This window comes from Spirosoma daeguense, assembly GCF_054776875.1.
On sequence record NZ_BAAHBF010000002.1, the window covers coordinates 273,663 to 289,109 of the forward strand.

Genomic DNA, 15,447 nt, shown 5'->3' on the forward strand with positions numbered 1-15,447 from the left:
ACCTTAGAACTTAAAAATCATGCTTGATACACAAACACTTTCCGAAACGCAGGAGGTTCTGCAAGACAATTTTGATTCAACCGTTTTTGTCTGGAGTAAGCAGAAGGGAATTTCGCCCATTGCCGTAAAATATGCGCAGGGCGTCTATCTCTATGATTATGACGGCAAGCGCTATATCGACTTTTCATCAGGACTGATGAATGTAAACATCGGTCATGGAAATCAACGAATTACGGAAGCTGTGGTTCGGCAGATGCAGGAAGTGAGCTACGTAACGCCCTATTGCGTGACCAAAGTACGGGGTGAACTGGGAAAGAAAATGGCAGAAATCTGCCCCGGCGATCTCAACAAAGCTTACTTCACCCTGTGCGGTGCTACGTCAATAGAAGCGGCTCTGAAATTGGCACGTTCGTATACTGGGCGGCATAAAATTTTGAGTCGGTATCAGTCGTATCACGGCGCTACGTATGGGGCGCTGTCAGTTGGTGGTGATCCGCGTAAACTGCCCGACGATTCACAACAATCGCCCAATTTTGTCCATATCGACATTCCGTATCGGTATCGTTGGAATCATGATGAAGAAAGCATGTTGCCTGATGCTATTGCCCAACTCGAACGTATCATTTCATACGAAGGTCCCGGTAATATTGCCGCTTTTCTGCTCGAAGGTGAATCCGGTACGTCGGGTTGTCTGCAATATCCGGTGGGGTATCTGAAAGCCGTTCGGGAAATCTGCGACAAATATGGCATTCTGCTGATTATGGATGAAGTGATGAGCGGGTTCGGACGTACTGGAAAATGGTTTGGCTTTGAAAATCATGGTATTGTGCCGGATATGGTAACCATGGCCAAAGGAATTACGAGTGGTTATCTGCCGTTTGGCTGCCTGATGGTTACCGATAAAATTGCCGCGCGCTACGACGATACGGTGCTGGCAACGGGCATGACGTATAACGCGCACCCAGTCGGTTGTGCGGCTGCGCTCGAAACGATTAAGATTTACGAAGACGATAATCTTATCGAAAATGCGGCCGAAATGGGCCAATACGTAGCTCAACAGGCTGAATTAATGAAAGCGAAACACCCCTGCATCGGCGATTTCAGAACAATGGGTTTGCTGGGCTGTTTCGAAATCGTGAAAAACCGTTCTACCAAAGAAGCGATGGCTCCCTTCAACGCTAAACCTGAAGAAATGGCAGTAATGGGAAAGGTAGCGGCCAAAATTAAAGAGCTTGGTATGTACACATTTGTACGCTGGAGCTACGTGTTTGTGGCCCCTCCGCTTATTGTGACTAAAGAACAGATCGATGAAGGGCTGGCAATTATCAGCGAAGCTCTGAAAATTGCTGATGAGTATGTAACAGAGGTCTAGGAGGCAGAAAAAGCATGATGAAAAATGGAAAATGGTAAGATATTGCAGGCTAATCCATCAGTCATTGTTGATTGTGCATTTTTCCTCGCATTAACTAGACAAATTTATGTTCGCAACCCGGCGAAAGTTCATTCAGACCGTATCGGTAGGGGCTGTATCGGCATGTTTACCAGCCGTAGTAGTTGGAAAAAACGCTACGTTACTGAACGCTGATTCACCCAAACGAATTATTCTGGACACAGATACCGCCACCGACGATGCGTTGGCGGTGTTAATGGCCGTTACGTCGCCCCGGTTGAAAGTCGAAGCACTTACGATTACGTGCGGGAATGTTGGCTTTGACCAGCAGACGAAAAACGCGCTTTACACGCTGGAAGTTGCCGGAAAGTCGGGGCAGATTCCGGTTTATCAGGGTTCGGCGCGTCCGCTGGTTCGTCAGGTTCACGGAAACGCTACGTATGTGCACGGAAGTGATGGCATGAGTGATTCGTTTTTCCCGGAACCAAAGCAGAAGCCGGAACAGGAACACGCCGTTGATGCGATTATTCGTCTGGTTGAAAAGTATCCGAATGAGCTGACAATCGTTGCCATCGGCCCGCTGACCAACGTAGCACTAGCCATTTTGAAGGCACCGGCTACCATGAAAAAAGTAAAAGAAATCTATTTCATGGGTGGTTTTTACAAGTTTTACGGGAATATCAATCCGGGTGCTACGTATAACGCATGGGTCGATCCGGAAGCGGCACGGGTTGTGTTTCAGGCGGGAATTCCGCTAACAACCGTTGGCTTCGATGTAAGCGTGAAAAGCTCGGTTTTTACGAATGATGATTATGCAAAGGTTGAAAAACTGGGTACCAGGTATTCAGATTTCTTTCTGAAAATCAATCGGATTCGTAAGAAGTACTGCATGGAGCATCAGAAAATGAACGGCTCCAACCATCCTGATGCCATTACAATTGCGGCTGTAATTGACCCGACTATTGTTACCGAAAAAATAAAACGCTTTGCTGATATCGAAACCCGTGGAGAGTTAACGCTCGGGGCAATAGCTATTGATGAACTAGGCGTTTGGGGCAAAGAGCCGAATGTTACCATTTGTGTAGAAGCCAATGAAGCCATGTTCAAGAAAATGGTCTTCGATACGTTAAAAATGGCCTGAAAATACGTAGTTTGTCATTTGTCCTCTTCGTACCAAAAACTCCCGACCATAACTTGAAAACTGTGTCAGCCAATCAGGAAGAAACACCGATGCATGTAGACGAAACCTCATCGCTCTACAGTGAAGATTTAGCGCCAATTTCGGTCTCAAAACGAACCTGGACAACCTGGAACTATGCGGCTCTGTGGATTAGCATGAGCCTTTGTATTCCCACTTATATGATGGCTAGTTCGTTGATTCAGGGCGGTATGAACTGGTGGCAGGCTATCTTCACCATCTTTCTGGGAAATACGATCGTTCTGATTCCCATGATTTTAAACGGTCATGCGGGGGCTAAATATGGTATTCCGTTCCCAGTGTTGGTACGTTCTAGTTTCGGTACGGCAGGGGCAAATATTCCGGCGTTGCTACGTGCCATTGTGGCCTGTGGCTGGTTCGGAATCCAGACCTGGATTGGTGGTTTTTCTATCTATCAGATGCTACGTCTCTGGATTCCATCACTGGAAACACTGCCTCAGATTTTTCCGGCTTCGTTTGGTCTGGAAACTGGCCCAGCCATTTGCTTTCTACTTTTCTGGGCGCTGAATATGTACGTAGTGTATCTCGGTGTCGATAGTATTCGGAAACTGCTGGTTTTTAAAGCGTTTTTTCTTCCGGTTGCCGCTTTGGCGTTGTTGTTCTGGGCAATCTCGGCTGGAAACGGACTTGGCCCAATTCTTCAGCAGCCCGCGAAGTTTGCTGATTCGGCTACGTTTTTCGCGTTCTTCTTTCCGGCGCTTACAGGCATGGTTGGTTTCTGGGCTACGTTGTCGCTCAATATTCCTGATTTCACTCGTTACGCCACCAGTCAGAAAGCGCAGGTAAATGGACAGATTATAGGTCTTCCACCAGCCATGACATTGTTCTCATTTATTGGTGTGGTTGTTACGTCTGCTACCACAATTATTTACGGCACTACCATCTGGGACCCAATTGTGCTGGCTGGCAAATTCGACAGTAAATTACTGGTGAGCATTGCCATGATTGCCGTAGCGATTTCGACGCTGGCAACCAACATTGCAGCTAACATCGTAAGTCCGGCCAACGATTTTGCGAACCTCTCCCCATCAAAAATTGACTTCCGGAAAGGTGGCTATATTACCGGTATAATCGGTGTTTTTATTTTCCCATGGAAGCTCATTGCTGACCCCACCGGCTTTATTTTTACGTGGCTGGTTGGTTATTCCAGTTTGCTCGGTCCTGTTGGCGGAATTATGATTGCCGATTATTATTTCCTTCGAAAGAAACAGTTGAATGTGAGTGATTTATACAACCCTGATGGCCAATATAGCTTTAAGAGCGGATTCAACTCCGCTGCTATTATTGCGTTGCTGGCGGGTATCATTCCTAATATTCCCGGTTTTCTGGTGACGATAGGGGCGATATCGACCGATAGCGTTCCCGGTTGGATTACACAGTTATATAATTACGCCTGGTTTGTCGGGTTTCTGGTCAGCGGGGCTGTGTATCTTGGGTTGATGCGGAATGAAGTTTTGGCAGTAACAAACGTGGCATTGGCTGAGAATAATTCGGAAAACTTATCGCTTAACTCTTAGCGAGACTTTGTGATATATTTCCCGTCTTTTAACCGCAAAGGGCGCGAAGGTTGCCGCAAAGTTTCGCAAAGATGACAGAGAATGAAATTTCGTATAAAGTGATCGGATTGGCTTTAGATGTTCACTCCGCTTTAGGACCCGGCTTATTGGAAAGTGCATACAAAGAATGTTTGTCTTACAAGCTGACAAAAGCAGGTTTGTTTATTGAGAAAGAAAAGCCAATGCCGCTGTTTTTTGAAGAGGTGAAACTGGATTGCGGTTACCGAATCGATATACTGGTAGAAAATTGCCTAGTTGTTGAATTGAAAAGTATTGATGCACTCAATGATGTTCATCTGGCCCAAACGTTGACTTACATGAGGCTTGGAGGTTATAAGTTAGGATTACTGATTAACTTCAATGTATTTCGATTAAAGGATGGAATAAAAAGAGTTGTAAACAGACTATAAACCTTAGCGAACCTTTGCGTTAAAACTCAGCGTTCTTTGCAGTTAAGCTTTTTTGCAGTAATAACGCTAAGGTTTTCGCAAAGCATATAAAGATTTACCATGTCAATATTGATCAAAAATGGCCGGATAATAACGGCTGCTGACGATTACGTTGCCGATATTTTCATCGAAGGCGAAACCATTTCTGCGATCGGGAAAAACTTGCCTGTTGAAGCAGATACGGTGATTGATGCGTCAGGAAAGCTGGTTTTTCCGGGTGGTATCGACCCACATGTGCATCTGGAAATGCCTTTTATGGGTACGTTCTCGAGCGATACGCACGAGACCGGTACACGGGCAGCGCTTTTCGGTGGAACAACTACTGTAATTGATTTTGTCCTGCAAAAACAGGGGCATTCGTTGAAAGAAGCACTGGCCGAGTGGAATTCGCGGGCTAAAGGAACCGCTGTGGGCGATTATAGCTTCCACATGGCCGTTACCGACTTCAACGAAAACTCGAAGGCTGAAATAAAAGAAATGGTTGAGAACGAAGGTATTACGTCGTTCAAGACCTTCATGGCTTACAAAGGTGCACTCATGATTGACGACCGGCAGATGATTGGCCTGATGCAAGAGGTGAAGAAACAGGGCGGTATGGTAACGGTTCACGCAACAAACGGCGATGTGATCGACTACCTTACAGCCAAACACAGGGCCGAAGGAAAATTAACTCCGCGCTACCATTATCTGTCGCAACCCGAAGTAACCGAAGCCGAAGCCAGTGGGCGTTTTTCTGACATGGCTGACTATACGGGATGTCCCGGCTATATTGTCCACATGACCTGCGAAGGAGCCTTAAACGCTGTTCGCGGTGCAACCCGGCGCAATCAAAAAGTATTTGTTGAAACCTGTATTCAATATCTGGTGCTGGATGCGTCGCTATATGGGGACGAATTTGAGGGAGCCAAGTGGGTCATGAGTCCACCATTGCGCGAGAAAAAAGACCAGCAAACCCTGTGGGCGGGCATTAATCAGGGACTTGTACAGGTTGTGGCTACCGATCACTGTCCGTTCATGTGGGAGCAAAAATTGATGGGAAAAGATGATTTCTCAAAAATTCCGAATGGGCACCCGGCCATCGAAAACCGGATGGAACTGCTCTATAGCGAAGGTGTTCATAACGGCAAAATTACCCTCAACAAATACGTAGAGGTAGCTTGTACCAATCCCGCCAAAATTTTTGGGATGTTCCCTCGCAAAGGCACCATTGCCGTGGGTAGCGACGCCGACATTGTTCTTTTCGACCCCAATGAAACACACACGTTATCTGCCAAAACCCATCACATGAACGTCGACTACTCTGGCTATGAAGGCCGAGAATTGACAGGTAAAGTGAAAACGGTATTGCTACGTGGTAAAGTGGCGATTGATGATAATAACTGTCTGGTCGACAGAGGATACGGTCAGTTCATAAAACGAAATAAAGTAAGCGGGAAGATATAATCGGCGTAGGGAATAGGGGTTAGGGTATAGGGTTCACAAGCCGGCGTAAGTATCTCTTCCCCATGCCCTATACTATAAACTAAAACAATTATGCCAAGAATCGTAAAATCGGGATTGATACAGATGAGCCTGCCGATGACAGAAGGCGAGGGCACTATCGACGAAATTAAGGCAGCAATGCTGCAAAAACATCTGCCGCTCATCGAAGAAGCCGGTCAGAAAGGTGTTCAGATTCTGTGTTTGCAGGAAATTTTCAATACGCCTTATTTCTGCCCCGGTCAGAACGCGGAGTGGTATAAATCGGCGGAAACCATTCCGGGGCCGACTACCGACCTGATGGCCGAGTATGCCAAAAAGTACAACATGGTCATGATTGTCCCGATTTTCGAGAGAGAACAGGCGGGTGTGCTTTATAACACGGCGGCTGTGATTGATGCCGATGGTACGTATCTGGGTAAATATCGGAAAAATCATATTCCACACACGTCGGGTTTTTGGGAAAAATTCTTTTTTAAACCCGGCAATCTGGGTTATCCTGTTTTCCAGACCAAATACGCGAAAATTGGCGTTTACATCTGCTACGACCGCCATTTTCCCGATGGAGCGCGTTGCCTCGGCCTGAACGGCGCAGAAATTGTGTATAACCCTTCGGCAACCGTAGCGGGACTTTCGCAATACCTCTGGAAACTGGAGCAACCTGCCCATGCGGCAGCCAATGGCTATTTTATGGGTTGTATTAATCGGGTAGGGGAAGAAAAACCCTGGAATCTCGGTCGGTTCTATGGTTCGTCTTATTTTGTTGATCCGCGTGGGCAGATTTTTGCCACTGCTTCGGAAGACAAAGACGAACTTCTTATTTCTGAATTCGACCTCGATATGATTGATGAGGTACGTAGCGTATGGCAATTCTTCCGCGACAGAAGACCTGAAACATACGGAAAACTGGTTGAATTGTAGAATGCTACGTAGCAAAATCGCAATAAGCTAAGTAACTGCCCGAGCCAATATGTTCGGGCAGTTTTGTTGATACGTAGTGAATTAGTTAGTGTTCGTTTTTGAGAAAATTTCTGTCGAGGAATTCGAAAATTTTGTCGAAATGTTTCAGTGGTTCAGCATGACTACCCTCAATCGCTACGTGTTCGTTAACATAGCTGAAGTTCTTACTACGTAGTCGGCTGATGATTTTCTCGCACATGGGTGTGCTGGGAATAATTTCATCCTTCGTCGCTGACAATAAAAGAATTGACCCCTTTATGTTCTCCACGTGAATGCGGGCTTTCTCTTCGGCAACACTATCGCGCAGCATAGCTTCGAACGTACCGCGTAAATCTCGTTTGATCAGAAACGGAACGGCAGCCTCATTGACTGGTACAAATGGTAACTCTTTCCCCTGATACGTCCAGGTCGACGTAGTGAAATGGTTTGTGTTGCCCGGAAATACTACGTGGCTGGGCACAATTCCTACTACGCAGTTTATATCAGAATAATAACTGCTTATTAACAGGGCTAAATCGGCTCCTCTCGACCCGCCCACAATCGCAATTCTCGTTTTGCTGACCTGCGGATTTTTTGTGGCTTCGAGAATAGCATCATGAATGGGTTCAATGGCGATTCGTTCCAGCGTATCGGGCGTACCAGAAGCCCCAAAGTAGCCGATAGCTAGAAACGCATATCCTTTTTCGAGAAACTGGTCGCGAATCGGTTTCCAGCGATTGCTTGTCCAGGCATTACCACCTTCGGAACCACCCAACCCGACTACTAAAGGCTGATTTTTGCTTTTACCGACATACAGCACACTGTTTACGTTCGGCGTGTTGAGTGTTAGCTGGGCAAATGTGTTGACGGAGATAATAGATAATATGCCGATAATCAGAAAGTTGATAAACTTAATTCTGTTCATAGTTTTTGTTTTTTTGACAAAATAGAACAGTAAAAACTCCCCGATTTTTGACCTATATCAAATAATCATTTTTCAGCTCTGATTCGGCTCAACGTTTCCTGTGTAATACCCAGATAGGAGGCAATCATTCCAAGTGGAATCCGGTGGTAAATGTCCTGATAAACAGTGCAGAAGTGTTCATACTTTTCCTTTGCCGACGTAAAGCGCATCGATGTAATACGTTCTAGAAGGTGACCAAAAATGGCTCCCATCGACAGTCGGGCATAACGCTCCATACTCGGAAAATTGTCGAAAAGGAAACCTAAGTCGTTGATGTGCAGGTAAAAAACATCGGTCGGTTCAAGCGCGTCGATATAGTAAATATCGGGTATTCGTTGCATGAAACTTCGGGGCGAATTCACCCATTCTTCCTCATACGAAAAGTACTCGCTGATTTCCTTTCCGTCTTTAAGAAAATACGTCCTTAGCAATCCTTTCTGAATGAAATAACTTTTCGTGCAAACCTGATCGGCACGTAGCACGAGTTCACCTTTTTTGAAAGTTGTAAAATGTACTCGTTTTGCTAGTTCTGATTTCAGTTCGTCAGATAACCAAATATATTTTTCGAAGTGCTGGAATAACACCTCGATTGACGATGTAGGTTGATTGCTATCTACTTCTGCTGGCATACGTAACGGGTTAATTCTACAAGCAACGTAGTGATTTCTGGCGCTACGTTCAAAATTGTGTTTACGCTACTGTTTTGCACCAAACACCTGAAATTCACGTATGCCGGGGTAACCTTGTGAATCCTCAATGACTAAGCGAAGCTTTTGTGCCCGAATCGGCGAAATCGCTTTCCACCAGTTTCCCATATGCGTGTCTTTTACTAACGGTATCCATTGCTCATCTTTCTGGTACTCAATAGAAAATGCGTTGATTGATGATTTCTGATAAACAAATTCGCTAACTGCTAGCCGATTAATAGTTTGAGGTTTGCCAAGGTCTATCTCCAGCCAGCCCGTATGCTGATAAAGAGCATACACCGAATCAGATAGATAATGGATATTAGTACCGTAGTAGTTATCAAAATTTACGTCAGTCCGTCGGCCCATTTTCCAGTACGTATTTGGGTTATCATCGAACGCAACCGATGCATCGTGCAAAAACGGACCAACAGCACTGGAGGCACTTGCTTTCTTATTGTAAGACAACGCGTTACTGGTTGAAAATTGCTTGATTTTTTCGAGTGTAGCAACCGGTTTGTCGAGCGTCAGCGCAATAACTGTCGCCACGGTGTCTGGGTTTTTTTCTGGCAAAACAAGTTGAAGCTCTGTAGGTTTCTGGTTTACAACAATGGCCGTACCATCGAGTAATCGGGCGCTTTTTATGGTAGCGGAGAGTGGCGGTAACTGAACTACATTCGTACTGGTCGGGAAAATGTATACATAAATCGTGTTTCCGCGATACGTACTGACATACTCCTGTGCGGGAGTATACGGCCCGGCCTCCGTTTGGTAAATGGCTTCGGCATGACGAGAAATCCAGTTACCCATTTCAGTAGTACGTTCGACGAATGAGGCCGGAAACACACCCGTACTATCGGGGCCAATATTGAACAACAGATTGCCATTCCCGCCAACACAACGTAGCAGCGTTTGTACACATTCGTTAAGCGGTCGCGGTGAATCGCCGAAACGCCAGGCCCACTGATGCCCCATGTTCGTGCAGGTTTCCCACGGAATGGCTCCGTAACCCGCCACAAAACCTTCGGGCGTTGTATAATCAGCATAGTTGCCTAAATACGCGTGCGACTCATCGGGCGTGAACGGCTCGAGCCGATTATTAATAATGATACGAGGGTTCAGGCTTCGGGCCAGATCAAATACTTTTTTCGGCTGAACGGGGCTGGGCCAGCCTTCAAAATCAATCCACAACAGACTGATGTCGCCGTAGTTGGTCAGCAATTCACGTATTTGAGTTTGTACCCGGTCGGCAAATTGCCCGTTTTTTTTGGGGTTCCGACAGTCAGGATCCTTCCAGTCGGCTACTGAAAAATACCAGCCAATCGGCATGCCTTCATCGTGCGCAGCCTGCGCTAATTCTTTACAAATATCCCGATTAAACGGCGACGACAGAATGTTATACGTCGTTGTCTTGGTGCCCCAGAGACAGAAACCGTCGTGGTGCTTAGCCGTTAGAACGATGTATTTGAAGCCGTTACGTTTTGCCATTCGAACCCATTCGCGAGCATTGAACTTGGTCGGGTTGAAACGCAGATACAGCGAATCGTAGCGACTCTTGCCATAGTCCTCGCGCGACCAGCTTATTTCTTTCCCGATACGGCTCACTGGCCCCCAATGAACAAACAAACCCAATCGACCATCACGCCACCATTGCAAGCGCTGATTTTGTGAAATGGGTTGCTGAGCCATCGCCTGTCCAAAAAGACCCAGTAAGCAGAACGTTAGAATTTTACGAGTCATGGCTAAATTTTGGCGTTTTTGTGCTACGTTTCAAGCCTAAATACTTGGAACGTAGCAGCTTGTTAAAATCGAATCAACAGGCTCATTATATTACCTAAACCATTTCTTTAAAAAGTTTACCCATGAAAGCGATTGTCTGTAATGCCTACGGCCTGCCCGATACGTTAACGCTTGAAGACGTACCATCGCCATCACCCGGTCCAAGCGACGTATTGATCCAGGTGAAAGCCTGTAGTTTGAATTTCCCCGATACGCTTACCATCCGAAACATGTATCAGTTTAAACCGCAACTTCCTTTTTCGCCCGGTAGCGAGGCTTCTGGCATCGTCAAGGAAGTAGGGGATAACGTAACACATGTGAAACCGGGTGATCGCGTATTTACTTACGGCACCCACGGCGGACTGGCTGAGGAACGTATCGCCGAAGCGCGTGCTACGTTACCGATTCCCGAAGGTATGGACTTTGTAACGGGAGCATCGACCTTATACGCATTTGGTACGTCGTATCACGCATTGAAAGATCGGGCGCAACTGCAATCTGGCGAAACCTTGCTGGTTTTAGGAGCGGCTGGTGGAGTGGGCTTGGCGGCTGTTGAATTAGGGAAGTTGATGGGCGCCACTGTGATTGCAGCAGCGTCGACCGATGAAAAACTGGCTATCTGTCAACAGAAAGGTGCTACGTATGGAATCAATTACACTACGGAAGATCTGCGCGAACGTATCAAAGAGATTACGAATGGTAAGGGCGTCGACGTAGTGTATGACCCGGTTGGCGATAAATGGGCAGATCCGGCCATCCGTTCGCTGGCGTGGCGCGGGCGGTATCTGGTGGTTGGTTTTGCGGGTGGCGATATTCCTAAAATTCCGTTGAATCTGGCGCTGCTAAAAGGTTCTTCAATTGTCGGTGTTTTCTGGGGAATGTTTGGTCAGAAAGAACCCGAACTCAATCGGCAGAATATGGAACAAATCGCTACGTGGGTACTTCAGGGGAAAATTGCCCCGCGTATTTCTAAACTGTATTCATTGGCCGAAGCCCCGCAGGCACTCACCGATATGATGGAGCGCCGGATTATTGGGAAAGCCGTTGTGGTTATATAGCGTATTATGATTCAGATTTACGTAACGAAAAAGTGAATTATTTAGTGGAATCAGTGGTTTTCAAAGGCATAAGCTCACGTAGTATATGACTGAAAGACCCCTAACAGACTGGTTGCCGCTGACGATGAAAGAAGTCGAGAAAAGAGGCTGGGATGAAGTTGATATCGTTCTGGTTTCGGGCGATGCGTACGTCGACCATCCCGCCTTTGGCACTGCTGTAATCGGCCGAATAATGGAGAGTGAAGGCTTTCGGGTAGCTGTTATTGCCCAGCCAAACTGGAAAGACGACCTGCGCGACTTTAAGAAATTCGGGCGGCCCAAATACTTCTTTGGCGTAACGGCGGGCTGCATGGATTCGATGGTGAACCACTATACGGCTAACAAACGGCTACGTTCCAACGATTCCTACACGCCCGGTGGTGAAGCGGGTTTTCGGCCTGATTATGCCACAATTGTCTACTCCAATATCCTGAAAACATTGTATCCCGATGTGCCAGTGCTGTTAGGTGGAATTGAGGCTTCACTACGTCGCGTAACCCACTACGATTATTGGCAGGATAAACTGTTGCCGTCGATTCTGGTCGATGCCGGTGCCGATATGCTGGTGTATGGTATGGGCGAACAGCCACTACGTGAAATCCTGAAACTGGTGCAGAAAGGCGTACCGTTTTCGTCGATGCGTAACATTAATCAGGTGGCGTTTATGCACGATGCTGCTACGTCGCTACGTGATTATAACAATTGGAACACGGTTGAACTGTCCAGCCACGAAGAGTGCTTGGATGATAAAATAAAGTACGCGGCTAATTTTAAAATCGTTGAAGTTGAGTCGAATAAGTGGCAGGCCAACCGGATTACGCAGAAAGTTGGCGATCAGGTTTTGGTGATCAATCCTCCGTTTAAAACGATGGATGAGGCCGAAGTCGATAAGTCGTTCGATTTGCCATACACCCGATTGCCGCACCCGAAATACAAAAAACGGGGTCCAATTCCGGCCTACGATATGATTAAATTCTCGGTCAATATGCACCGGGGATGTTTTGGCGGCTGTAGCTTCTGTACGATTTCGGCCCATCAGGGTAAATTTATTGCGTCACGTAGTGAGAAGTCGGTACTAAAAGAAGTTGATGAAATCACGAAACATCCTGAGTTTAAAGGATATATTTCGGATCTGGGTGGGCCGTCGGCCAATATGTACAAGATGAAAGGTAAAGACGAAGCGATTTGTGCCCGTTGTCAGAGCCCGAGCTGTATTCACCCGGTTATCTGCTCGAATCTTGATACGTCGCATAAACCGCTAACCGAACTATATCGGAAAGTAGACGCAAATCCAGCCGTTAAAAAGGCGTTTGTTGGTTCGGGAATTCGGTACGATTTACTGGTTGATGATTTTAATAAGAACAACGCCGACGGCAACCACGATGAGTACATGGAGCAACTGACAACACGCCACGTATCAGGCAGGTTGAAAGTGGCTCCTGAACATACCGCCGATGATACGTTGCGGATTATGCGGAAACCGTCGTTTAAATATTTTAAGCTATTTAAGAAAAAGTACGACCAGATTCAGGAGAAACACAATCTGAAACAGCCACTGGTTCCGTACTTTATCTCGTCGCACCCCGGCTGCGAAGAACAGGATATGGCCAACTTAGCGGCCGAAACCAAAGATTTGGGTTTTCAACTCGAACAGGTGCAGGATTTTACACCAACGCCAATGACGGTGGCCGAAGTGATCTATTATTCGGGCGTTCATCCATACACACTGAAACCGGTTAAAACGGCGAAAACCCGCGAGGAAAAACAAGCGCAAAATCGTTATTTCTTCTGGTACAAACCCGAATACAAAGACTGGATTCGAAATCGGCTCAATAAGCTCAAGCGCCCTGATTTGGCCGAACGTTTAGTTGGAAATCATCATGCAAATTCGCATCAACAAAATACTGATAGCAAGGGTAAAAAAGGAAATCGGAAGTTTCGAAAATGATTTTCCTTCGAACTGCCATGAGTAATTGTTTAAACAGAAGCTGTCAACTTACTACATTTGACTAATGTGATTTTTAGACAGATTTGGGCCAACTCTTAAATCTGGTTAGTGAGAAAAGACCATAAAGGCGGATCGTTTTTAAAAAAAGCTTTAGGCTGATGTCTATCAATTTGCCCTACGCAAAAGGCTCGGTTCGTGAATCTGTTGAAAACGGGGTAGTAGTTTAGAGGGAAGTCTGCACAAACCTTAACGTAGTAGTGGGGAAAGTATCTACTGCATGGTTACTTACCTTTCTACCACGCTGGCAGTCCCTGAGTACACAGTATCAGTATTGATTTTTGAGATCAGTTAAAGGAATTGTTCGTCTTGTGAAGTATGGCCAGGCGAAAAGGGAACTGCTGGGATATTGCTGTTCAATTTCGAAACACGCCAGGTGGAAACAGTTAACGCGACCATCCAATTCCTTTTCAAGGTAAATCTTACTTTTCACCAGCTCAATGGCGGCCTAAAAAAACCTCCAGAATTCTGTTGCAAGTCCACTGCCGAGGCTGAAAATTTTCACTCCGTTTCCTGTGTTGAAGGTGCCCCAATTTAAACTCCACTACGTATTGACCTAGCTATTTTCGTTAAATGCTCGCTTTTCTTTGAGGACCTTAACTCTAAGATTTATTTACTACGTCGAAATCGCTTGATTGTTAGAGTATAGATTAATATCTACGTGAGGGTAATGTAACGGTACTGTACCAATATGCACGCAAATTAGTCAGGTACGTTTTCCATTCGGTCAAATTGTATGGTTTAATCGTAAAGGAAGAAGCTCCAATAAAATAAGCCCGATCGATCTGTGCTTGTGTATAAGTACCTGAAAGAATTACTACTGGCAGCAACCGGCCCTGTGGGTGAGATCTTACTAAAGCAAGGAAATCAAGTCCATCTACCTGTTGCTGGAGGTCAATGTCCAGTAGAAGTAGATTAAGCTTTTTATCGTCTAGAGCTTCGAGATGCTGTTTGGCTTCCTCAAAACTGGTTACCTGAATAAATCGGGCTTCCGGAAAACTTGTTGCGGCTGCTCGATTCATCAAATCCCCGAGTGTGGAATCATCATCAACCAATAAAATATTAAACGGCGAGGAGGCCATAACATGGATTAGTTTAAAACAGCATACCTTGTTCGTCTAAAATTGTTAATTATTCAGCAGTAAATACCAAATATTCATCAACTCTTTTGCTCAGTTCCAAGTAGCCTGTTGCTTTTATATACAAAAACCAAAAGTAGACAAGTTGTTTGAAAGTATATGGATAAATGGCTACTGAAAATTTTTCCTGCTTTAAAATTATAAAAAGTAACCCAGCATTTGAGCCTGAAGTAGCAGGAGAGATAGGAAGAAGAAAAGAGAGTTCAGGTTCGGAGGCATTTAGAGCGGGACTATTATGTTTTTATGCTGCGGACATACCGCGTGATATCTACCTAAAAGATGCCCCGCACAGCCAATTGGCCAGAGCGGGGACACTAACCCATAAATGATAAGAGATTGAATATAGTAAATTATTACCACTCTGATTTAGTTTGTGGGTAAATAAATTTTTATAAAATGTGGTATACAGTAACAATTTGGAGTAATAGATTCTGTTACTTGTAATGATTTATATAATTTAATAATGATAAAGTAGAATATGTATAAGTAGAAATGGATACGAAAAATAGCCAATGGTACGGAACGAGATAGGCTGAAATAAATTGGTCAATTGTTGAGAATAAACTATAAATCAGCTCACTTCTTGAGTATATTTTATCCTAAAACTAGCCAATGAGATGCAAGCTTAATCGATTAAATTTGCTGTTTCAGCTATACAATTTGCTGATTAGTCGATTAAATAGGCATTCATGAGTTTGCGTATCTAATTTTAAGCAGTTTAAAAATGAGTAATCCGGAAAGCAAA

The 15,447-nt window shown here is 45.4% G+C and carries 12 protein-coding genes; 8 read left to right on the forward strand and 4 right to left on the reverse strand.

All coding sequences use genetic code 11. The annotated features are described in order from the left end of the window. Positions 1–19: 19 nt before the first annotated feature. The 6 genes from ACYVD4_RS06040 to ACYVD4_RS06065 all read left to right on the forward strand — a co-directional run bounded on the left by ACYVD4_RS06040 (position 20) and on the right by ACYVD4_RS06065 (position 7,014). Positions 20–1,372: an aminotransferase class III-fold pyridoxal phosphate-dependent enzyme gene (locus ACYVD4_RS06040; RefSeq protein ID WP_460943436.1), complete on the forward strand. Its 1,353-nt coding sequence runs from the start codon at positions 20–22 to the stop codon at positions 1,370–1,372. A gap of 106 nt (positions 1,373–1,478) precedes the next feature. Next, positions 1,479–2,531, forward strand: coding sequence for a nucleoside hydrolase (locus tag ACYVD4_RS06045; RefSeq protein ID WP_460943438.1), 1,053 nt, complete (start codon positions 1,479–1,481; stop codon positions 2,529–2,531). A gap of 62 nt (positions 2,532–2,593) precedes the next feature. Beyond that, positions 2,594–4,126, forward strand: a complete 1,533-nt coding sequence (locus ACYVD4_RS06050) for an NCS1 family nucleobase:cation symporter-1 (RefSeq protein WP_460944759.1) — start codon at positions 2,594–2,596, stop codon at positions 4,124–4,126. Between the two features lie 71 nt (positions 4,127–4,197). Then, the gene (locus tag ACYVD4_RS06055) at positions 4,198–4,575 is read left to right on the forward strand and encodes a GxxExxY protein (RefSeq protein WP_460943439.1); all 378 of its coding nucleotides are present in this window, start codon (positions 4,198–4,200) and stop codon (positions 4,573–4,575) included. A gap of 99 nt (positions 4,576–4,674) precedes the next feature. Then, positions 4,675–6,057: a dihydropyrimidinase gene (gene hydA / locus ACYVD4_RS06060; RefSeq protein WP_460943441.1), complete on the forward strand. Its 1,383-nt coding sequence runs from the start codon at positions 4,675–4,677 to the stop codon at positions 6,055–6,057. Positions 6,058–6,147: 90 nt separating this feature from the next. Continuing rightward, positions 6,148–7,014, forward strand: a complete 867-nt coding sequence (locus tag ACYVD4_RS06065; protein ID WP_460943443.1) for a nitrilase-related carbon-nitrogen hydrolase — start codon at positions 6,148–6,150, stop codon at positions 7,012–7,014. An 85-nt stretch (positions 7,015–7,099) separates the two neighbouring features. Here ACYVD4_RS06065 and ACYVD4_RS06070 read toward each other — a convergent pair whose 3' ends face one another. From ACYVD4_RS06070 to ACYVD4_RS06080, 3 genes are all read right to left on the reverse strand, one after another. Next, entirely contained in the window at positions 7,100–7,957 is an 858-nt protein-coding gene (locus tag ACYVD4_RS06070; protein ID WP_460943445.1) for an acyl-CoA thioester hydrolase/BAAT C-terminal domain-containing protein, read from the reverse strand. 65 nt (positions 7,958–8,022) lie between these two features. After that, positions 8,023–8,625, reverse strand: a complete 603-nt coding sequence (locus tag ACYVD4_RS06075; protein ID WP_460943447.1) for a Crp/Fnr family transcriptional regulator — start codon at positions 8,623–8,625, stop codon at positions 8,023–8,025. A 66-nt stretch (positions 8,626–8,691) separates the two neighbouring features. After that, entirely contained in the window at positions 8,692–10,422 is a 1,731-nt protein-coding gene (locus ACYVD4_RS06080; RefSeq protein WP_460943449.1) for an alpha-L-fucosidase, read from the reverse strand. Between the two features lie 122 nt (positions 10,423–10,544). On the opposite strand from ACYVD4_RS06080, the gene ACYVD4_RS06085 reads away from it, so the two are divergent. After that, positions 10,545–11,519 (forward strand): NADPH:quinone oxidoreductase family protein, encoded by a 975-nt coding sequence (locus tag ACYVD4_RS06085; protein ID WP_460943451.1) that lies wholly within the window; start codon positions 10,545–10,547, stop codon positions 11,517–11,519. A gap of 85 nt (positions 11,520–11,604) precedes the next feature. Further along, positions 11,605–13,506: a YgiQ family radical SAM protein gene (locus ACYVD4_RS06090; RefSeq protein ID WP_460943453.1), complete on the forward strand. Its 1,902-nt coding sequence runs from the start codon at positions 11,605–11,607 to the stop codon at positions 13,504–13,506. 707 nt (positions 13,507–14,213) lie between these two features. Here the strand turns inward: ACYVD4_RS06090 and ACYVD4_RS06095 are convergent. Next, positions 14,214–14,645 (reverse strand): response regulator, encoded by a 432-nt coding sequence (locus tag ACYVD4_RS06095; protein ID WP_460943455.1) that lies wholly within the window; start codon positions 14,643–14,645, stop codon positions 14,214–14,216. Between the last annotated feature and the right edge of the window lie 802 nt (positions 14,646–15,447).